This is a genomic window from Paraburkholderia tropica, assembly GCF_914484835.1.
Classification (GTDB): Bacteria; Pseudomonadota; Gammaproteobacteria; order Burkholderiales; family Burkholderiaceae; genus Paraburkholderia; species Paraburkholderia tropica_A.
The window spans coordinates 41,120-61,387 of sequence record NZ_CAJZAR010000047.1 but is presented as its reverse complement, the minus strand read 5'-3'; the positions used below and the strand labels follow the sequence as shown (position 1 = coordinate 61,387).

The 20,268-nt window shown below is 66.4% G+C and carries 19 protein-coding genes; 14 read left to right on the top strand and 5 right to left on the bottom strand.

The features are described from left to right. Nucleotides 1-5: 5 nt before the first annotated feature. The 6 genes from LDO54_RS15620 to LDO54_RS15595 all read left to right on the top strand — a co-directional run bounded on the left by LDO54_RS15620 (nucleotide 6) and on the right by LDO54_RS15595 (nucleotide 6,775). Nucleotides 6-1,055, top strand: a complete 1,050-nt coding sequence (locus LDO54_RS15620) for an ABC transporter permease subunit (RefSeq protein ID WP_224011591.1) — start codon at nucleotides 6-8, stop codon at nucleotides 1,053-1,055. 14 nt (nucleotides 1,056-1,069) lie between these two features. Next, complete coding sequence (locus LDO54_RS15615; protein WP_224011590.1) at nucleotides 1,070-2,197, top strand: ABC transporter permease; 1,128 nt, start codon at nucleotides 1,070-1,072, stop codon at nucleotides 2,195-2,197. After that, nucleotides 2,194-3,855 (top strand): ABC transporter ATP-binding protein, encoded by a 1,662-nt coding sequence (locus LDO54_RS15610; protein ID WP_224011589.1) that lies wholly within the window; start codon nucleotides 2,194-2,196, stop codon nucleotides 3,853-3,855. Before LDO54_RS15615 ends, LDO54_RS15610 begins: the two co-directional genes overlap by 4 nt. A gap of 116 nt (nucleotides 3,856-3,971) precedes the next feature. Further along, complete coding sequence (locus LDO54_RS15605; protein WP_224011588.1) at nucleotides 3,972-4,571, top strand: RNA polymerase sigma factor; 600 nt, start codon at nucleotides 3,972-3,974, stop codon at nucleotides 4,569-4,571. Nucleotides 4,572-4,587: 16 nt separating this feature from the next. Next, nucleotides 4,588-4,884 (top strand): hypothetical protein, encoded by a 297-nt coding sequence (locus tag LDO54_RS15600; RefSeq protein WP_224011587.1) that lies wholly within the window; start codon nucleotides 4,588-4,590, stop codon nucleotides 4,882-4,884. Nucleotides 4,885-4,954: 70 nt separating this feature from the next. Continuing rightward, the gene (locus LDO54_RS15595; RefSeq protein ID WP_224011586.1) at nucleotides 4,955-6,775 is read left to right on the top strand and encodes an ABC transporter transmembrane domain-containing protein; all 1,821 of its coding nucleotides are present in this window, start codon (nucleotides 4,955-4,957) and stop codon (nucleotides 6,773-6,775) included. A gap of 74 nt (nucleotides 6,776-6,849) precedes the next feature. On the opposite strand, the gene LDO54_RS15590 is transcribed toward LDO54_RS15595, so the two are convergent. After that, a complete protein-coding gene (locus LDO54_RS15590; protein ID WP_224011585.1) occupies nucleotides 6,850-7,188 on the bottom strand; it encodes a hypothetical protein in 339 nt (112 codons plus the stop codon). Nucleotides 7,189-7,514: 326 nt separating this feature from the next. Between LDO54_RS15590 and LDO54_RS15585 the strand changes: the two genes are divergently transcribed. The 3 genes from LDO54_RS15585 (at nucleotide 7,515) to LDO54_RS15575 (ending at nucleotide 8,949) form a co-directional block, all read left to right on the top strand. After that, on the top strand, nucleotides 7,515-8,396 hold the full coding sequence (locus LDO54_RS15585; RefSeq protein ID WP_224011584.1) for a nickel/cobalt efflux transporter: 882 nt from the start codon (nucleotides 7,515-7,517) through the stop codon (nucleotides 8,394-8,396). Between the two features lie 76 nt (nucleotides 8,397-8,472). After that, the gene (locus LDO54_RS15580) at nucleotides 8,473-8,745 is read left to right on the top strand and encodes a metal/formaldehyde-sensitive transcriptional repressor (protein ID WP_028206235.1); all 273 of its coding nucleotides are present in this window, start codon (nucleotides 8,473-8,475) and stop codon (nucleotides 8,743-8,745) included. 3 nt (nucleotides 8,746-8,748) lie between these two features. Then, nucleotides 8,749-8,949 carry a DUF1289 domain-containing protein gene (locus LDO54_RS15575; protein WP_224011583.1) on the top strand — a complete coding sequence of 67 codons (201 nt, stop codon included), beginning with the start codon at nucleotides 8,749-8,751 and terminating at the stop codon, nucleotides 8,947-8,949. 36 nt (nucleotides 8,950-8,985) lie between these two features. Here LDO54_RS15575 and LDO54_RS15570 read toward each other — a convergent pair whose 3' ends face one another. Next, nucleotides 8,986-9,780, bottom strand: coding sequence for a TetR/AcrR family transcriptional regulator (locus LDO54_RS15570; protein ID WP_356790101.1), 795 nt, complete (start codon nucleotides 9,778-9,780; stop codon nucleotides 8,986-8,988). Between the two features lie 41 nt (nucleotides 9,781-9,821). Here LDO54_RS15570 and LDO54_RS15565 point away from each other — a divergent pair, with 41 nt between their 5' ends. From LDO54_RS15565 to LDO54_RS15555, 3 genes are all read left to right on the top strand, one after another. Continuing rightward, nucleotides 9,822-10,484, top strand: a complete 663-nt coding sequence (locus LDO54_RS15565) for a DUF3313 domain-containing protein (protein ID WP_224011582.1) — start codon at nucleotides 9,822-9,824, stop codon at nucleotides 10,482-10,484. Nucleotides 10,485-10,546: 62 nt separating this feature from the next. Continuing rightward, nucleotides 10,547-10,750, top strand: a complete 204-nt coding sequence (locus LDO54_RS15560; RefSeq protein WP_224011581.1) for a hypothetical protein — start codon at nucleotides 10,547-10,549, stop codon at nucleotides 10,748-10,750. Nucleotides 10,751-10,857: 107 nt separating this feature from the next. Beyond that, complete coding sequence (locus tag LDO54_RS15555) at nucleotides 10,858-12,447, top strand: intermembrane transport protein PqiB (RefSeq protein WP_224011580.1); 1,590 nt, start codon at nucleotides 10,858-10,860, stop codon at nucleotides 12,445-12,447. Between the two features lie 103 nt (nucleotides 12,448-12,550). Here LDO54_RS15555 and LDO54_RS38910 read toward each other — a convergent pair whose 3' ends face one another. Next, nucleotides 12,551-14,101: a methyl-accepting chemotaxis protein gene (locus LDO54_RS38910; protein WP_290371089.1), complete on the bottom strand. Its 1,551-nt coding sequence runs from the start codon at nucleotides 14,099-14,101 to the stop codon at nucleotides 12,551-12,553. A gap of 270 nt (nucleotides 14,102-14,371) precedes the next feature. Here LDO54_RS38910 and LDO54_RS15540 point away from each other — a divergent pair, with 270 nt between their 5' ends. Both LDO54_RS15540 and LDO54_RS15535 read left to right on the top strand, forming a co-directional pair. Beyond that, nucleotides 14,372-15,613, top strand: coding sequence for an MFS transporter (locus LDO54_RS15540; RefSeq protein ID WP_224011579.1), 1,242 nt, complete (start codon nucleotides 14,372-14,374; stop codon nucleotides 15,611-15,613). Between the two features lie 201 nt (nucleotides 15,614-15,814). After that, nucleotides 15,815-16,777, top strand: a complete 963-nt coding sequence (locus LDO54_RS15535; RefSeq protein WP_224011578.1) for a LysR family transcriptional regulator — start codon at nucleotides 15,815-15,817, stop codon at nucleotides 16,775-16,777. Between the two features lie 136 nt (nucleotides 16,778-16,913). Here the strand turns inward: LDO54_RS15535 and LDO54_RS15530 are convergent, their stop codons facing one another. Further along, a complete protein-coding gene (locus LDO54_RS15530) occupies nucleotides 16,914-18,500 on the bottom strand; it encodes an aldehyde dehydrogenase (NADP(+)) (protein ID WP_436975598.1) in 1,587 nt (528 codons plus the stop codon). Nucleotides 18,501-18,502: 2 nt separating this feature from the next. Then, complete coding sequence (locus LDO54_RS15525) at nucleotides 18,503-20,173, bottom strand: thiamine pyrophosphate-binding protein (RefSeq protein ID WP_224011577.1); 1,671 nt, start codon at nucleotides 20,171-20,173, stop codon at nucleotides 18,503-18,505. Nucleotides 20,174-20,268: the final 95 nt, after the last annotated feature.

The following is a 20,268-nucleotide window of genomic DNA, read 5'->3' as shown; positions in this document are numbered from 1 at the left end:
GCATCATGATTGCCTATATCGGCCGGCGCCTCGCGCTGATGATCCCCACGCTGCTCGGCGTGCTCACGGTCACTTTCATCATCATGCAGTTCGTGCCCGGCGGCCCCGTCGAGCAGGTGATGGCGCGCCTGCAAGGCACGTCGATGCATGGCGAGGGCGGCGGCGGCAACGGCGGCTATCACGGCAACGAGGGCGTCGATCCCGCGCAGATCGCGGCGATCCGCCACGAGTTCGGCTTCGACCAGCCGCCGCTCACGCGCTACGTGCGCATGCTCGCGCGTTACGCGCGCTTCGACCTGGGCCAGTCGTTCTTCCAGCATCGATCCGTGTGGGAACTGATACACAGCAAGCTGCCCGTGACGGTCACGCTCGGCAGCTTCACGCTCGTGCTCACCTACCTGATTTCGGTGCCGCTCGGCATTGCGAAGGCGCTGCATCGCGGCAGCGCGTTCGACTTCGCCACCAGCGCCGCGCTGTTGGCCGCCTATGCGATTCCCGGTTTCGTGCTCGGCGTGCTGCTGATGATGCTGTTCGGCGGCGATCTGTTCCTGCACGTGTTTCCGCTCGGCGGCTTCGGCTCGGAAGGCCACGACGCGCTGCCGTTCGCGCAGCGCGTGCTCGACCGGCTCTGGCATCTGGTGCTGCCGGTGACGGCTTCGGTCACGGGCAGTCTCGCTGTGGTCTCGCTGCTCACGCGCAACGCGTTTCTCGACGAACTCTCGCGCCAGTACGTGCTGACCGCGCGCGCGAAAGGCGCCGCGCGCAGCGCCGTGGTCTGGCGTCACGTGCTGCGCAATGCGCTGCTGCCGCTCGCCACCGGCTTGCCCGCCGCGTTCATCGCCGCTTATGTGAGCGGCAGTCTGCTGATCGAAACGCTGTTCTCGCTCGACGGCGTGGGCCGCCTCTCGTACGACGCCATCGTGGGCCGCGACTATCCGGTCGTGCTCGGCTCGCTGTTCGTGTTCACGGTGGTGAGTCTCGTCGCGCGGCTCGCGGGCGATCTCGCCTACGCGCTGATCGATCCGCGCATTCACTTCGGCGGCAACGGCCGCTGACTTCGGGGTTCTGCATGGAAGCCATCACACCATTGCGCGACGAGGCGCAGCACGCGCACGACGCTGACAAGCCCGCCGCGCCGGATCACGCGCCCGCCCAGCCCATCGCACCGGGTTTCTGGCAGCGTCTGCGCCGCCAGCGCCTCGGCTGGGCGAGCCTGATCGTGTTCGCCGTGCTGTTCGCCGCCAGCCTCTTCGCGGGCGCGATCGCCAACGACCGGCCGCTCGTCGCGCGCTATCACGGCCACTGGCTGTTTCCGGCGCTGCACGTCTACGCCGATCGCGACTTCGGCGGCGCGCTGCCCACCGAGGCCGATTATCTCGATCCGTTCATTCGCGACCAGTTTTCGCGCGACGGCAATGTCGCGCTCTACGCGCCGTGCCCGTTCCGCTACGACACCGTGAACTATCACGACGCGCGTCCGTTTCCCGCGCCGCCCTCGGCGCAAAACTGGCTCGGCACCGACGCCTATGGACGCGACGTGTTCGCGCGCGCGCTCTACGGCCTGCGCAGCTCCGTGCTGTTCGCGTTCGCGCTCACGCTCAGCGGCGCGCTGATCGGCGTGCTCGCGGGTGCGTTGCAGGGCTATCACGCGGGCCGCGTCGATCTGCTCGGCCAGCGCCTGATCGAAATCTGGAACGCGCTGCCCGATCTGTATCTGCTGATCATTCTCTCGTCGATCTTCGAACCGAGCCTCGCGCTGCTGTTCGTGCTGCTCGCCGCGTTCGGCTGGATCACGCTCTCCGATTACGTGCGCAGCGAGTTCCTGCAAAAGCGCGCGCTCGACTATGTGCGCGCCGCGCGCACGCTCGGCCTCTCCGACTGGCAGATCATGTGGCGGCACATTCTGCCGAACAGCCTCACGCCGGTCATCACATGGCTGCCGTTTCGCATGAGCGCCGCGATCCTCTCGCTCGCGAGCCTCGATTTTCTGGGGCTCGGCGTGCCGCCGCCCGCGCCCAGCCTCGGCGAGTTGCTCGCCGAAGGCAAGGACCATCTCAACGCATGGTGGATTTCGGCGACGGCGATTGCCGCGCTGGTCGTCACGCTGCTGCTGTTGACGTTTATCGGCGACGCGCTGCGCGAAGCGCTCTCACCGGATCGCCATCGCGCGCACGACCACACTCAGGAGCGTTCATGACGCAAGCGGTACTCGAAGTCGACGGACTCGGCATTCGAATCGGCTCACGAAGCATCGTGCGCGATCTCCAACTGACCATCGCACGCGGCGAACGCGTGGCGCTGGTCGGCGAATCGGGCTCGGGCAAGAGTCTCACGGCGCTCGCGCTGCTCGGTCTCGCGGATGCCGCCCAGGTGAGCGGCAGCGTGCGCCTCGCGGGCGAGGAATTGCTCGGCAAGCGCGAGGCGCAATGGCGCGCCGTGCGTGGCCGCGACATCGCCATGGTGTTTCAGGAGCCGATGACGGCGCTCAATCCGCTCTGGAGCATCGGCCGCCAGATTGGCGAAAGCCTGCGCCTGCACGCGAATCTGCGCGGCGCGGCCGCGCGCGAACGCGCCATTGCGCTGCTGCGGCGCACCGGCATCGCCGAGCCCGAGCGCAAGGTCGACTGCTATCCGCATCAGCTATCGGGCGGACAACGTCAACGCGCGATGATCGCCATGGCGCTCGCCTGCAACCCGCGCCTGCTGATCGCCGACGAACCGACCACCGCGCTCGACGTGACCGTGCGCCGCCAGATCGTCGATCTGCTGATCGAGCTTCAGGAAGCCGACGCCGACGGACGCGGCCTCGCCGTGCTGCTCATCACGCACGATCTGCATCTGGTGCGGCGCTTCGCGCATCGCGTGGCCGTGATGCAGCATGGCGCAATCGTCGAACAAGGCGCGACCGAGGCGCTGTTCGCGGCGCAGCATCATCCTTACACGCGCAAGCTGTTCGACAGCGCGCCGCGCCGCGCGCTCGCGCCAGTGGCCGACGACGCGCCGCGCGTGCTCGCCGTCGACGGCCTGCGCGCGGGCTATCGCGCACGCGCGCCGGGCTGGCGCGGCGTGCTGCGCGCGGGTACGAGCACCGTGCTCGACGGCATCGACCTGACGCTGCGCGCGGGCGAAACGCTCGGCGTGCTCGGCGAATCGGGCTGCGGAAAGTCGACGCTGGCGGCGTCCATCGTCGGCCTCGTGCAGCCGGTGGCGGGCGCGATCCGCTTCGATGGGCTCGATGGTGTCGATGATGTCGATGGGCTTGACAGGCGCAACGGCACGCCCCGTGCGCCCTCACGCCGCGCGCTCGCCGCGCACGTGCAGATGGTGTTTCAGGACCCGTTCGGCTCGCTCGCGCCGCGCCTGACCGTGGGCGAGATCGTCGAGGAAGGGCTCGCGCTCCATCATCCGAACCTGTCCGCCGACGCGCGGCGCGCGCGCGTGTCGGCGCTGCTCGCCGAAACCGGCCTGCCCGCCGACGCCGCCTCGCGCCTGGCCGCCGCGTTTTCGGGCGGCCAGCGCCAGCGCATCGCGATTGCGCGCGCGCTCGCTGTCGATCCGCGCATCGTCGTGCTCGACGAACCGACAAGCGCGCTCGACGTCTCGATCCAGCAGCAGATTCTCGCGCTGCTGACGGCGCTGCAACGCCGCCACGGGCTGAGCTACGTGTTCATCAGCCACGATATCGACGTGCTGCGCGCCGTTTCGCACCGGCTCGTGGTGATGCACGGCGGCAGGATTGTCGAGGCGGGCGAGACGCTCGCGGTGCTCGACGCGCCCGCGCACGCCTATACGCGCAAGCTCGTCAGCGCGGCGCAGCTTGCGCCCGCGACGCCCGCAACCTTCGCGGCGGCGTAATCCCCGCGTAATCTCTCATGCCGCGCGGGGTTGGGCCAAGCAGCGCCAACCCCACGGTCCGCCGCAATCTTCGGCTGATGTCACAATATTTCCCTTCCCGAATCGTCATCACGGGTATGGAACCGCCGCTCACCCCGAACCCGCTGCCCCATCCTGACCGCGACATCGCCGACACCGTCGCCCGCGAGCGTCCGAGGCTGCGCAGTTTCATCCGTCGCCGCGTGATCGACCAGGACGAAGCCGAGGACATTCTTCAGGACGTTTTCGAGGAACTGGTCGAAGCCTGGCGGCTGCCCGAGCCGATCGAACAGGTCGGCGCGTGGCTGTTTCGCGTGGCGCGCAACCGCATCGTCGACCGCTTTCGAAAGCGCAAGGAAGTGCCGCTCGCCGATCTCGGCGGCGGCGACGCGCGCGACGGCGAGCCAGGCGATGATCCCAGCGATTACCGCCTCGACCTCGCGCTGCCCTCGGCCGACGCCGGGCCGGAGGCCGCGTATGCGCGCGCGGCGCTGCTCGACACGCTGCGCGATGCGCTCGACGAACTGCCCGCCAGCCAGCGCGACGTCTTCATCGCGCACGAACTGGACGGGCGCAGCTTCAAGGAACTGGCCGCCGCGACCGGCGTCGGCGTGAACACGCTGCTGGCGCGCAAGCGTTACGCGGTGCTGCATCTGCGCGAGCGCCTGCGCGCGTCGTGGGATGGCAATGACATCTGAACCGAAGGAGAAGGGAATGCAATTTCGCCGCAAAATACTTGCGAAACTGGTCGTGGTCGCGGCCATCGTCGCGCTGCTGGGCTGGATCGTCATGAGCCTGTGGAACTGGATCGTGCCGACGCTCGTCGTCGATGCACATGCCATCGACTATCCGCGCGCCATCGGCCTGCTCGTGCTGTGCCGGATTCTGTTCGGCGGATTCCGCGGCCACGGCGGCTGCCGCGAGCGCGGTAAATGGCGCCAGTGGAAGCAGTGGCAAAGCATGACGCCGCAAGAACGCGAGCAACTGCGCAACGGGCCGCAGCCGGACTGACACCGTCCGTGGCGCCGCGCCGTGTATCGTCACGCTTTCTTCACTTTTTCGCTCGACCCCGAGACTTTTTATGCCAGAAGCCGCCGTCCGCTCGTCGCGCGTCGCTCCGCTGTTCGCCCTGCTGCCGTTTTTGCGTCCGTATGCCGGACGCTGGGCGCTCGCCTTTCTCGCGCTGCTGACCTCGGCGGGCGCGACGCTGGCGCTGCCCGTCGCGTTCAAGTACCTGATCGACCGTGGTTTCGCCAGCGGCAACCGCGCGCATATCGATCGCTACTTCATCGCCTTGTTCGTCGTCTCGCTGATCCTCGCCGCCGCGACCGCGCTGCGCTTCTACTGGGTCTCGTGGCTCGGCGAGCGCGTGACGGCCGATCTGCGCCGCGCGGTCTACACGCACGTCATGCGCATGAGCCCGCAATTCTTCGAGACCACGCAGACCGGCGAAGTGCTCTCGCGCCTCACCACCGACACCACGCTGATCCAGGCCGTGGTCGGCACCAGCCTGTCGCTCGGCTTGCGCAACGCGCTGCTGACCGTGGGCGGCGTGACGATGCTGGTCGCGACGAGCCCGGTTCTGTCGGGCTACATCATCGCGACGCTGATCGTGGTGGTGCTGCCGATCGTCCTGTTCGGGCGGCGCGTGCGCAAGCTCTCGCGCGCGAGTCAGGACAAGGTCGCGAACGCGAGCGCGCTGGCGGGCGAAGTGCTCAACGCCATGCCGACCGTGCAGTCGTACACGCAGGAAGGCTACGAGACGAAGCGTTTCGGCGGCGCGGTGGAAGCCGCGTTCGACACCGCGCTCACACGCATCCGGGCGCGCGCGAGCCTCACGGCCGTGGTGATCGTGTTCGTGTTCGCGGCCATCGTGTTCGTGCTCTGGCTGGGCGCGAAAGCCGTGCTGGCCGGCAGCATGACGGGCGGCCAGCTCTCGCAGTTCATTCTCTACGCGGTGTTCACGGCGGGCGCCGTGGGCGCGGTGGCCGAAGTCTGGGGCGATCTGCAACGCGCGGCGGGCGCGACCGAGCGGCTGTTGCAATTGCTCGCGGCGCGCTCGCCCGTGGAAGAAGCCGAAACGCCCGTGCCGCTGCCCGCTCAAGGTGCGCAAGGTAACGGCATCCGCTTCGAGAACGTGGGCTTTTCGTATCCGTCGCGTCCGGGCATCGCGGCGCTCGCGGGCTTTTCGCTCGATGTGCGTCCGGGCGAGCACATCGCGCTGGTCGGGCCATCGGGCGCGGGCAAGACCACGCTGTTCCAGTTGCTGCTGCGTTTTTACGATCCGCAGTCGGGCCGCATCCTGATCAACGGCGTGTCGACGCGCGACGTCTCGCTCGACGCGTTGCGCCAGGCGATCGGCGTGGTGTTGCAGGAATCGGTGATTTTTTCGGGGACCGTGCTCGACAACATCCGCTACGGCATGCCCGACGCCACGCTCGAACAGGTGCGCCGCGCCGCCGACATGGCGGCGGCCGCCGGGTTCATCGAGCAATTGCCGGAAGGCTATGACACGTTTCTCGGCGAGCGCGGCGTGCGGCTGTCGGGCGGACAGCGTCAGCGCATCGCGATTGCGCGCGCGATTCTCAAGGACCCGCCCATTCTGTTGCTCGATGAAGCCACCAGCGCGCTCGACGCGGCCAGCGAACGGCTCGTGCAAACGGCGCTCGACAATGCCGCGCAGAACCGCACGACGCTGGTGATCGCGCATCGGCTGGCGACCGTGCAGCAGGCCGATCGTATCGTGGTGCTCGAGCATGGCCGCATCGTCGCGCAAGGACGTCACGCGGATCTGCTCGAAAGTTCGCCGCTGTATGCGCAACTGGCCGCGCTTCAGTTCGGCGAGGCGGCGAAGCCGCAGTCGGTGCCGCAGTCGGTGCCGCTCTCCACGGCACAGGGATAAATCGCGGCGATCTGGCCGACGGGCGCCCGCATCGCGCGGGCGCCTTCTCCCTTCTCTTTTCTTCTTGCGCCCGCTTAGTGCTGCGCGCTCAAACCGAGCAGACGCTGGCACTCCGGGCGGCTCTGGGCCGCCAAACGCTGCTCCTCTCCGCTGAGCTTGTCGAAGCGCGCCAGCGTGTCGTTGGCTGCCGCCGCGTTGTATTCGAGCTTGTGCAGCGCGTAATCCGCATTGCCGTTCTCGACCACATCGCGCATGTCCTTGCGCGGATCGTGGCTGCCGGTGCTCATCACATGGCAGAACAGCACGGTGTAGTAGTCGCGCTCGGCGGGCGTGTAGCGCGGGCGCAGGAAGTGCGCCACCGCTGCCGCCGAAAGAATCAGGCACAGCAGCGCGATCCAGCGTTTTTTCTTCATGGAATTCACATCGATGCGACGCGCGCCGCTGGCGCCGATGGCCTCGCGTCATGGCGCGGCGCGCGCTCGGAGTTGGGATTGCGGGGACGGCGGGTGCGCGCGAGACGCGGCGACTCCCCGAAAAGAGCCCGGATTATAAGCGCATCGAGAAATGGCCTGCAACGAGACGGGCAGGAACGCGGGCACGAACATCCACACGATCGGTAGTATACCCCCTCACCCTATATCGAGTAATATACCCCCCTACCGTATTTGAACCTCGTCTCGATGAGACGGAAGGCGGACGCGCGCCGTCCTTCCCAGTTTCACGCAAGGAAAACGCAGCAATGATGGACTTCTCGCATCTTCTTTCGCAGGGCGCATCCAGCGCGTGGCTGTTCATTCCCAGCGCGATCCTGCTGGGCGCGCTGCACGGCCTGGAGCCGGGCCACTCGAAAACGATGATGGCCGCGTTCATCGTTGCGATCCGCGGCACGGTCGGGCAGGCGGTGCTGCTGGGCTTGTCGGCGACGCTCTCGCATACCGCCGTGGTGTGGGCGATCGCCCTCGCCGGGATGTACTTCGGCCGCAACTGGAACGCCGCGAGCAGCGAGCCGTGGTTTCAGGTGGCGTCGGCGGTGCTGATCGTCGGCGTCGCGGCGTGGATGATCTGGCGCACCTGGCGCGAGCAACGGCTCGCGCATGCGCACGAACATGGGCACGCGCACGGCCACCACCATCATCATCACCACGATCACGATCACGACCATCACGGGCACGATCACGCGCATGACCACGACCACGATCACGGCGACGACCACGCCCTGCTCGACGCCGCGTCGTCCGAGTATCAGGACGCCCACGAACGCGCCCACGCGAACGACATCCGCCGCCGTTTCGCGAATCGCGACGTCACCACCGGCCAGATCGTCATGTTCGGCCTGACCGGCGGACTCGTGCCGTGCCCCGCGTCCATCACCGTGCTGCTGCTGTGTCTGCAACTGAAGCGCTTCGCGCTGGGCGCGTCGCTCGTGCTCTGCTTCAGCATCGGACTCGCGCTGACGATGGTCGTCTCGGGCACGCTGGCCGCGCTGAGCGTCAAGCACGTGTCGAAGAAATGGAGCGGTTTCGGCGATTTCGCCCGCAAGGCGCCGTATTTTTCCGGCGCGCTGATCCTGCTTGTCGGTTTGATCGTCGGCTATCAGGGGCTGAGCGCGCTCGCGGCCTGAGCGGCGCGGAGCTTAGGATAGTCCCCCTCGCTATACGCAGCGGTATACTCGGGCACCCCATCCGTCGAGGTCAGACATGAGTCACACGATTCGCGAAAAACAGAAGCTGCTCAACCGCGTGCGCCGCATCAAGGGGCAAGTCGAAGCCATCGAGCGCGCGCTCGAAGAGGAGCGCGGCTGCATGGACGTGCTGCAACTGATCACCAGCAGCCGTGGCGCGATGAACGGGCTGCTCGCCGTGGTGCTCGAAGATCACATCCGCACGCATCTCGTCGATGCCGAACCCGACGACGAACACGGCAGCGGCACCGAGCAGCTGATCGAAGTCGTCCACAGCTATTTCAAGTAAGCGATGGCCGTTAAGTCGCCGTGCATCGAACTCTGTGCGTTCGATGGCAAAACCGGTTTGTGCACGGGCTGTTACCGCACGCGCGAGGAAGCGCGCGGCTGGAAAAAGATGACCGACCATCGGCGGCATCAGATCATCAACGAACGCGCGCGCCGGCAGGCGAAGATCGGCCGCGAAGCCACGTCACGCGCAAAAGGCGAGTGAGGCGCGCGGGCCTGAACACCGCGCCGCTTACGCAGCTTACTTACCCGCCTTGCCCTTCTTTTCGAACGGCGTCCAGCTTGCCTCATCCTGCAAACGGTCGAACAGACGATTGCGCCGCGCGCCGTCCAGTTCGGTCAGCCCGATGAGCGTATGGAACGCCATGCCGCTCGCCGCGAAATAACGCAGCAGCGCGAGTTCTTCGTCGCGCGCCTCGTCCTCGATGATCTTCGTGACGCGGTCGTCGCTGCTACGCACGCGCCCGAGCATATCGGGCGACTCCACCATCACCGCCAGCATCGCGCGCGCGACTGAATTCGGCTGATTCACCGCCTCGCGAAAAATCTCGATCTGCGCGTTGAGCGTGGGCTCGGCCTTTTTCGCGCCTTCCTTGCTCAGATAATCGGCGGCAATCCGATGAAACTCGCTGAGCTGATGCTCCAGCAGCGCCTCCAGCACGCCGTTCTTGGTGCGGAACTGATGGAGCAGCCCGCCCTTGCTGATGCCGCTTTCGCGCGACAGCGCGTCGAACGTCAACGCGCCCGCGCCCTCCCTCGTCAGAATCGCCAGCGCGGCGGCGATGGCTTTCTTGCGGGATAGTTCGGAGCGGGTCGGGTTATCCATGTCGGGTCGAGGGCTGACTGCGTCGGCGGGGGAACGGGCGCGGCTGTCCGGCGTGAAAGGCCGCGCCTTTCGAACGGTCGGTCGGGTGCGGACGTGATTGTAACCAATTTCGGCTCGCCTCATAAACAAACCGGGTAGACGGTTTACATTTCTCGCGATTGCCGTTACGCTGCGTTCGCGGTGAAACACGGTTCTCGCCGCGTCTCCCATCTCCTTTCAGCGCCTGCTTCATTTATCCAAGGAATCTTCCGATGTCCGTCCAACGCCTCGCACTCCCCCTCGTCACGGGCACGCTGTCCCTCCTGCTGGCCGCCTGCGCCGGCGTTCAACCGGTCGCCTATTCCGGCATCGACGCCACGCACCAGCTTCAGCCCAATCACGGCGACGACCGCAACAAGGTGCCGCTCGCCTACGGCATTCCCGTGTCCTGGGCGCGCTATACCCAGGTCGTGCTCGATCCCGTCACCGTCTACCACGGCGCCGACGCGCAATTCGGCGACATGAAGGACGACGACAAAACCGCGCTCGCCCGCTACGCGCAACAGGCGTTCACGGAAAACCTCGGCAAACGCTTCCAGATGACGAACCAGACCGGCCCCGGCGTGCTGCGCGTGAAAGTGACGCTCACCGGCGCGGAAAGCACCACGCTGCTCGTGGGCCAGGCGATGCATTTCGATATCGCGGGCAATCTCTACAACGGCGTGCAGGCCGTGCGCGGCGGTCAGGGCGCGTTCAGCGGATCGGTGTCCTATGCCGTCGAGGTGTACGACAGCAAAGATGGCCGCCTGCTGAAAGCCTATGTCACCAAGCAGTATCCGAACGCGATGAATCTGCCCGCTGCGTTCGGCTCGCTGAGCGCCGCGAAAACCGGCCTCGATAAAGGTGCGCAAGCGCTCATCGCACAGATGCACTGACGTACCTGCACGGCCACGCGATTTTGCATACCTCACCGTACCGTAAGTAATAAGGATGCCTGATGATGAATCGTCTGGCGGAATTCGCGTGGTCGGCGGGCCATCCCACTTTGGCTATCACGCTCGTCTTCGCGGCTGCGTATTGTGCGGTCGGCATTCCCGCGCATTGCCTGCTCGGCCCCGGCGCGCGCGATTACTACGGGACGATGGCGGGCGTCTTCGCGGCGCTCGCTTATCTGACACTGATACTGGGGTTCCGCTCATGAGCGCCGCCGATCGATGCCAGCGCGCGCGCGGACTGTGCGCGCGCTGCCTGTGCCGCTTGCGCCGCTTTTGCCGCGCGTTCGGCGATGTCATTGCGGGGAAGCTTTAAATGCTCCGCTCGACATCGCTGCCGATGAGCCTCCTGATCGGCATCGCGCCCGTCATCGCGGTGCTGGCCGTTTGCCTGCTGCTCGCTCATGCGCTGTTCGATCACGGGACGCAACTGACGATCGACTTCGCCAGCGGAGAAGGCTTGCAGGCGGGCAAGACGCGCGTGCGCTACCGTAGCGTGGAGGTCGGCGAACTCGAAGCGCTGCATCTGTCGCGCGACCGCTCGCACGTCACCGCCGTGGTGCAACTGATGTCGAACGCCGCCCGCCTCGCCGCCTGCGGGACGCGCTTCTGGGTGGCGCGCCCGCGCTTCGACGGCAGCGCGATCTCGGGCATCGAAACCTTGCGAAGCGCGCCCTATATCGACGTGGACGTGGACACCACCGGCCCCGCGCCCGCACGGTGCCGTCAATTCATCGGCCTCGAAACGCCGCCCGTCGTGAGCGCCGATCAGCGCGGCAGCCGCTTCACCTTGCGCGGCGCGTCGCTCGGTTCGCTGCAGGCGGGCTCGCCGGTCTATTTTCATCGGATCGCCGTGGGGCAGATTCTCGGCTACACGCTGCCGAAAGACGGTCAGGCCGTCGATGTCGAGGTGTTCGTGAACGCGCCGTTCGACCGCTATGTCACGGCGTCGACGCGCTGGTGGCACGCGAGCGGCATCGACGTGCAACTCGATTCGCGCGGCTTCCAGCTCGATCTGCAACCGCTCGAAGCGATGCTGCGCGGCGGCGTGCAGTTCGACACGCCCACGGCCGCGCCGCCGCAAACCGTGCGCAAGAACACCGCCTTCACGCTCGCCGACAACGAGGCCGACGCGCTGCGCAGCACCAGCGGTCTCAGCGCGCCCGTACAGATGCGATTTCGCGAATCCTTGCGCGGTCTCGCCGTGGGCGCGCCGGTCGATTTTCATGGCGTCGAGATCGGCAACGTCACGCACATCGATGTCGACAGCGAGGCGGCTCACGGCGGCTTCGACATGATCGTCAGCCTGAATCTCTACCCGTTCCGGCTCGGACGGCGCTATCGCGCGGCGCTCGGCGACGGCGAAGGTCCGGGCGGCCGCACGTTGTTGCGCGATCTGATCGCTCAAGGCATGCGCGGCCAGGTACGCATGGGCAGCGTGCTGACCGGCCAGCGTTACATCGCGCTCGACTTCTTTCCGAAGGCGCCGCCGGTGCATTTCGACGCGGCCAGCGCCTCGGTCGAACTCCCCACGGTGCCCAACACCATCGAGGAACTTCAGGACACGCTCGCCGATATCGTCACGAAACTCGATCGCGTGCCGTACGCCGAAATCGGCCGGAACGTCGATGCGTCGCTTCAGGGCGCGAATGCGTTACTCAAGACACTGAACGATGAAACCGTTCCACAAACGCAGTCCACGCTGGCTTTTGCGCAGACGTCTTTTGCCGCTGCTCGCGCCACGCTCGAAACGGATTCGCCTTTGCAATCCGATGTGCGCGAGGCCACGGCGCAATTGCGCCGGACGCTCGCGAGCGTGAACGCGCTGGCTGATTACCTTCAGCGTCACCCGGAATCGATCGTGCGGGGCAAGCCCACGGAGCCGTCGACGCTATCGAAACCGTGACGGCGTAAATCCCTTCCGGCATCAGCGCGTCGCGCGAGCCACCGCCCGGCAAGGTGCGAGCGATTCAACCCGCAACCCGCGCGACGAAGCGACGAAGCGGCGCTTAACCTCGCACCTTGAACACGCCGACCACTTCATCGAGCCCGCTCGCCTGCTGCGCCATCGCCTGCGCCGCCGCCGATGCCTGCTCGACCAGCGCGGCGTTCTGCTGGGTCACGTGATCCATCTGCGACACCGCCACGTTCACCTGCCCGATGCCCGTGCTCTGCTCCTCGGACGCCGAAGCGATCTCGCTCAGAATCTCGTTCACGCGCGAGACGTCGCGAATGATGTCGGCGATCGTGCTGCCCGCTTCCTCGACGAGCTTCGAACCGGCATCGACGCGCGACGTGGCCTGACCGATCAGCCCGCGAATCTCGCCCGCCGCCGTGGCCACGCGTTGCGCGAGCGTGCGCACTTCCGACGCCACGACCGCGAAGCCGCGCCCCTGATCGCCCGCGCGCGCGGCTTCGACCGCCGCATTGAGCGCGAGAATATTGGTCTGGAACGCAATGCTCTCGATCGCGCTGATGATCTCGTTCATGCGCCGCGAGCTGTCCGCGATACCCTGCATCGTCTCGACGACTTCGCCCACCACCACGCCGCCGCGCTGCGCCGTGTCCGACGCCGCGCCCGCGAGCGAGGTGGCCTGGCGCGCGTTCTCGGCGTTCTGGCGCACCGTCGCGGTCAATTCTTCCATGCTCGACGCCGTTTCTTCGAGCGACGCGGCCTGCGCTTCCGTGCGTTGCGACAGATCCGAATTGCCGCTGGCGATTTCGCGCGCGGCGGTATTGATCGCGCTCGCGCCGTCACGCACGCGGCCGATCATATCGACGAGATTCGTCTGCATCGCCTTGACGCCTTCGAGCAATTGCCCCATTTCGTCGAGCGATTTGACTTCGATACGCGCGGTGAGATCGCCATTCGCGATGGCCTTGAAATGCGCGAGCGCCTGCGCAAGCGGACCGCCAATCGCGCGCTGCAAGGCAAGCCACGCGAACCCGGCCGCGCACAGCGCGAACAGCACGCCCACGACGGCCACCGTCACGAACAAGTGAAAGCGCTGCTGCGCGCGCTCGTAAGTAGCGACCGCAAAACCGGCCTGCATTTTCTGCAAGGCGTCGATACTGCTCGTGACATCGCCATAGACCGCCGACGAAGTATTCTGGACTGCCGAGCGAATCTGATTGCTATCCTTCGTTTCGATCGCGCGATAAACGGGTTCATAGCCGTCCTGCAAAAGCAGCTTCAGCTTGGCGTCGATCTCGTCGGCCTTGCGCGCTTCCTCGTCGTTATAACTCGGCAGCTTGCGATAGTTGTCCCACGAGTGCTGCGCATGTTCGAGCTGATCGCGCGAATTCTTCTCGGAACGCGGAATGTCCGGCGCGTCGGGCGTCAGGCCGATGCGAAACAGCCAGAGCCGGCTGCGCGCCAGCGCCACGCTCGTTTCGCTCAGCGCCACCGCCGAACCGAGCTGATTCGAATAAAGCGTTTGCAGATCGTGATTGCTATAACTCACGCCTGCAATTCCCATTGAGCCGCCAATGACCAGTAGGCAGCCGAGAAACCCCATCGCGAGAGCCAGGCGCGCGCGGATTGTAATTTTTTTAAACATATCGCAAAGTGAAATCGCTGAAAGAACAGAGGAATTCAAATTCGTGCCGTTGCCTCCGTCTACGGCAGCATCGATTGAAACTTGAGCATTCCACAGCGATCGTTGCGCACTCTATCTTTTTTCGCATATCTGCTATGCGTCATACGCAAGGGCGGCAATCGGGCATGACCGCATAATCACCATCACAAGTTATTTCACGGTTCGGGCATCCTTGGCCCAACCTTCGATATAGAACAAAGCGGGCAGCAGCCTGCGCTGGAGATCAGCCTCATGCAGACGTGGTACAGCACCATGAATTCCTCCCAGCGGCGCACCTTCTGGGCCTGTTTTCTCGGCTGGGTCCTGGACGCCATGGACGTGCAGTTCTTCGCGTTCGTCATTCCCACTTTGCTCACCGCCTGGCACATGACCAAGGCACAGGCCGGCGTGATCGGCACCTCGGCGCTGGTTGCCTCGGCCGTGGGCGGCGTGATTGCGGGCGTGCTCGCCGACCGTATCGGCCGCGTGCGTGTGCTCAAGCTCGCGATTCTGTGGTTCTCGCTGTTCACCGGCCTCTCGGCCTTCACGAACAGCTTCCATCAACTGCTGTTCACGCGCAGCCTTCAGGGCCTCGGCTTCGGCGGCGAATGGGCGGCGGGCGCGATCCTGATCGGCGAAGTCGTCGACAAGCGCATTCGCGGACGCGCCGTGGGCTGCGTGCAAAGCGGCTGGCCCGTGGGCTATGCGCTCGCCGCGCTGCTCTACTGGGTGTTGTTCAGCGCGCTGCCCGAGCAATATGCGTGGCGCCTGCTGTTCCTGCTGGGCATTCTGCCGGGCCTGCTCGTGCTGTGGATGCGCCGCAATGTGGACGAATCGGCGGCCTTCGAATCGGCAGCGGAATTCCGCGCGCAAAGCGGTCTGTTCGACACCTTCGGCCGTATCTTCGCGCCCAGCGTGTTGCCGCGCACCCTGCTGGCCTCTGCGATGGCAGCGGGCGCGCTCGGCGGCAACTACACGATCCTCACGTGGCTCGTGACCTACCTGCGCGAAACGCAGAGCCTGACCGTCAACCTCACGACGATGTACCTCGCGGTCAATATCTTCGGCTCGTTCTGCGGCTACGTGGGCATGGCCTATCTGAGCGATGCGATCGGCCGCCGCTGGACCTTCTCGCTGTCGGCAGCGGGCGCGACGCTCACGGTGCTGGCTTACACGCAGCTGCATCTGCCGCTGTCCGCGCTGCTGGTGCTCGGCTTCCCGCTCGGTCTGTTCCAGTCGGGCATCGTCTCCGGCATGGGCGCCTGCTTCACCGAACTGTTCCCGGTGCAGATCCGCGCCTCGGCGGGCGGCTTCTCGTATAACTTCGGCCGCGGCATCGGCTCGCTGGTGCCCGCCGCGGTCGGCATCACGAGCGCCTCGGTCGGGCTGGCGAAGTCGATTGGCGTGTGGGCGGCGGCTTCGTATGTGGTGGTGTTCATCGTCGCCGTCTTCCTGCCGGAAACGCGTAACAAGCAACTCGAAGGGCAAGCCTGATTGTCCTGCTGCTTAGCCTCGCCTGAAAGCGGCGCGTGCCTGGGTCTCCGAACGATTCCCGGCCACGCGCCGCGTCCCTTTGCGCATCAAGGAAAACGTCAGCTTCCGGTTCGCGCGTGATATAACGAGCACTTGCGTAATCCGTATCGGCCGCGCCCGCCCTGGCGCGCGGCACCGCCGATACCCGCTCGTGAATCGCCCATGAACTCAGACGACCTCGCCGTCTTCGCCCACGTCGCGAAGACCGGCAGCATTTCGCGCACCGCGATGGAACTGGGCGCGAACCAGTCCACCGTCAGCCGCCGCATCGCCGTGCTCGAAGCCGAACTGGGCGTGCGCCTGTTTCGCCGCAGCGGCCGTGGCGTCGGGCTCACCGAGCGCGGCGCACAACTGCTCGGTTATGCCCAAGCGCTCGAACGCACGCTCGACGAAGCGCGCGGCGCGATGCGCAGCGGCGTCGAAAGCGGCCCCACGCGTCTCGTCATCGCGGCTCAACCCACCATCGCCCGCATCATGTTCGCGAGCCTCGGCCATCGGCTGCGCGCGCGTTATCCGAACACGCGTGTGCGTTTTATCGAAGGTCTCGCGAGCCAGATTCTCGGCCGCCTGAGCGACGGCGAAATCGATCTGGCCGTCATGTACGTGCCCGAGCATCGCGGCGCGATGCAGTTCGATACGCTGCTCGCGGAACAGATCTGTCTCGTCGCGCCCGCGAATTACGCGCTGCCCGAAGGTCCGATCGACGTGAGCATGCTCGGCCAGGTGCCGCTCATTTTGCCGAGCACGCATCACGGCTTGCGCGTGCTGGTCGAATCGCTCGCGGCGCGCCACGGCTTCACGCCGCGCATCGTGCTCGAATGCGACGGCTCGATCTCGCTCACGAAACGCCTCGTGATCGCGCAATGCGGCTGCACGGTGCTGCCCGCCGCCTCCGTGATCGAGGAAGTCGCCGATGGCCGATTGCAATGCGTGCCGCTCGATAATCCCGTCGTCATGCGCGACGTGGCGATTGCCTGGCCGCAGAACCGCACGATGCCCGATGGCGTCTGGAGCGTGGCGCAGATGATTCGCGACGTGGCCGCGGATCTCGTGACGACCGGCGACTGGCCCGGCACCACGTTGACGCCGGGCGCGCCTGAAGAACTGCCGCCTATGGAAGACTGACGCGATTCAGCGCTAAAAACACGCTGTCAAAATGAAAAACGCCCGCGAGCGCATCGTGAGATGCCATCGCGGGCGTTGCTTTTTACGCCTGAATCCAGGCGTATCAATGTGGCGTTAGTCGTGCTTCAGTCGCACCTTAATCGCGCGTCAGATCGCCATCATAAAGACGCCAGATGTCGAGCGGATTCGCCTGCTTGAGCGCTTCCGGCAGCAGCGTATCCGGCACCGACTGATAGCAGACCGGACGCAGAAAGCGGTCGATAGCCGTTGCGCCCACCGAGGTCGTGCGCGTGTCCGACGTAGCCGGGAACGGGCCGCCGTGGACCATCGCGTGACTGACTTCGACGCCGGTCGGGAACGCGTTGAACAGCACGCGGCCCGCCTTGCGTTCGAGCGTCGGCAACAGCGCGCTCGCGTGCGCGTGATCGGCTTCGTCGAGATGCACGGTGGCCGTCAACTGGCCGCTCATGCGGCGCAGCACGGTGCGCAGTTCGTCGAGATCGCGGCACGCCACGATCAGCGAACTCGGCCCGAAGATTTCTTCCTGCATCTCCGTTTCCGCGAGGAACGCGCGCGCATCGGTGCGCAGCAGCGCGGGCACCGCGTCGAACGCGCCCGCCGCTTCGCGGCCGTTCGCGAGCATCTTTACCTCCGCCAGTGCGCTCAAACGATCGACGCCCCGGCAATACGCGGCGTGGATGTTCGGCGTGAGCATCGTCGTCGCAGCCTTCGCGCTGATGGCCTCGGCCGCCGTCGCGCAGAACGCGTCGAGCGCCGCGCCTTCGAGCGCGAGCACGATGCCCGGATTCGTGCAGAACTGTCCCGTGCCGAGCACGATCGAATCGGCGTACTCGCTGGCGATCTGTGCGCCGCGCGCGTCGAGCGCCGCGGGCAACAGCACGACCGGATTGATGCTGCTCATTTCCGCATAGACGGGAATCGGTTCGGCGCGCGCCTGCGCGATGCGCTGCAGCGCGAGCCCGCCCTGACGCGAGCCCGTGAAGCCCACGGCCTGAATCTCGGGATGACGCACGAGCGCTTCGCCCACCGCCGTACCTTCGCCGATCAGCAGCGAGAACACGCCCTCGGGCATGCCGGTTTCGCGCGCGGCGCGGGCAATCGCCTGCCCCACGAGTTCCGAGGTGCCGAGGTGCGCCGGGTGCGCCTTGGCGACCACCGGACAACCAGCGGCCAGCGCCGAAGCCGTATCGCCGCCCGCCACCGAAAACGCGAGCGGGAAATTGCTCGCGCCGAACACGGCGACCGGCCCGAGGCCGATGCGGCGCAGACGCAGATCGGGACGCGGCAGCGGCGCGCGCTGCGGCTGAGCGGGATCGATGATCGCGCCGTGCCAGCGGCCATCGCGCACGACCGACGCGAACAGCTTCAACTGATTCACCGTGCGCATGCGCTCGCCTTCGAGACGCGCCATCGGCAGCGCGGTTTCGAGGTGTGCGCGTTCGGTCAGCGTCGGGCCGAGATCGACGAGCGCCTGCGCGATCGCTTCGAGAAACGCAGCACGCCGCTCGTCGGGCAAGGCGCGGTAAGCGTCGAATGCCTCGCCCGCCAGCGTGCAGGCGCGCTCGACGTCGTCGGCCGTCGCGCAGCCGAATGCGGGCGCAAGCGCCTCGCCGGTCAGCGCTGCGTGCGCGTAGGTCACGCCATCGGCGCCCTTCACCGGCGTGCCGCCGATGACCATCATGCCTTGAATGTCGATTGTCATGCTCATGCGCTCAAACGGTTAGCGGGAGTGATCTGCAGCGGATCGGTGCGAAGCTCGATGAGCGCCGCCACGCCCGCACGCTGCGCGCGCTCGAACGCGGCCGCGAAGTCTTCGGTGCGCTCGACGCGTTCCGCATGCGCGCCGAAGGCCTGCGCCATCGCCACGAAATCGGGATTCACGAATTGCGTGGCCGAAACGCGGCCCGGATATTCGCGCTCCTGATGCATGCGGATCGTGCCGAGCATATTGTTGTTCACGACGATGACGATCAGCGGCGCGCCGAACTGCACCGCCGTGGCGAGTTCCTGCGGATACATCATGAAGCAGCCGTCACCGGCGAAGCACACGACCGAACGTTCCGGATTCCTGATCTTTGCCGCAATTGCCGCCGGGAAGCCGTAGCCCATCGCACCGTTGGTCGGCGCGAGTTCCGTGGCCGGACTGCGATAGCGATAGAAGCGATGCACCCAGACCGTGTAGTTGCCCGCGCCGTTCGAAATCACGGCGTCGTCGGGCAGCACGTCGTTCAGATGCGCGACGACCTGCGCGAGGTCGACGCCCTGAATCTCGCCGCTCGATGCGGGCGGCGTCGAATGCGCGACGTAATCCGCACGCGCCGACTCGGTCCATGCCTGCCAGCGCTGCTGCGTGGCCGCCGCGACCGGCGCGACGCCGTCGAGCGCCAGCGCGAACGCGCGCAGCGAAGCGTGAATCGGCAGACGCGACTGGAACACGCGGCCGAGTTCTTCGGCGTCGGGATGGACGTGCACCATCGTCTGCTTCGGCGTCGGGCTTTCGAACACCGTGTAGCCCGACGACGTCGTTTCCGCGAGACGCGAGCCGACGACGATCACCAGATCGGCGTCTTTCGCGCGCTCGGAAAGTTTCGGCGACACACCGAGGCCCAACTGGCCCACGTAATGCGGATCGCGATTGTCGAACAGATCCTGGCGGCGGAACGACGCCGCGACCGGCAGATTGTTGGCGTGCACGAAGCGCTTGAGCGCGGCCGTGGACTCGCCGTCCCAGCCCGTGCCGCCGACGACCAGCAGCGGACGCGCGGCGGCGTCAAGCAACTCGCGCAGCGTGTCGAGCGATTGCGGTTCGGGCGCGGCATGCGCGATGCGCACGGCGGGCGCGTCGGCCACGGCGGCCGAGCCGAACAGCACGTCTTCGGGCAACGCGATCACGACCGGACCCGGACGGCCCGACAGCGCCACGCTGAACGCCTTCGCAAGGATCTCGGGAATGCGCTCCACGCTTTCGATCTGCGTGACCCACTTGGCGATGCCGCCGAACATCTGGCGGTAATCGACTTCCTGGAACGCGCCGCGCCCGATGAAGTCCTGCTCGACCTGGCCGATGAACAGGATCATCGGCGTGGAATCCTCGCTCGCCGTATGCACGCCGTTGCTCGCGTGCGTGGCGCCGGGGCCGCGCGTCACGAAGCAGATGCCGGGGCGGCCCGTCAGCTTTCCGTAGGCATCGGCCATGTTCGAGGCCGCGCCTTCGTGGCGCGTGGTGATGGTGCGCACGCCATGCGCGTCGTGCAAGGCGTCGAGCACCGGCAGATAGCTTTCGCCGGGCACGCAGTAGACGGTATCGACGCCATTGCGCACGAGCGCGTCCACGAGGATGCGGCCGCCGTTGCGCGGCTGGGCGGTTTCAGACATGAGTTCAGGCTCCCTGTTCAAGGTGTCGCGCGAGCTCAGCCGCTGGGCCGCACGCGCTTCGAATTGCCTGAAATTATCCGCACCGCACAGAACGC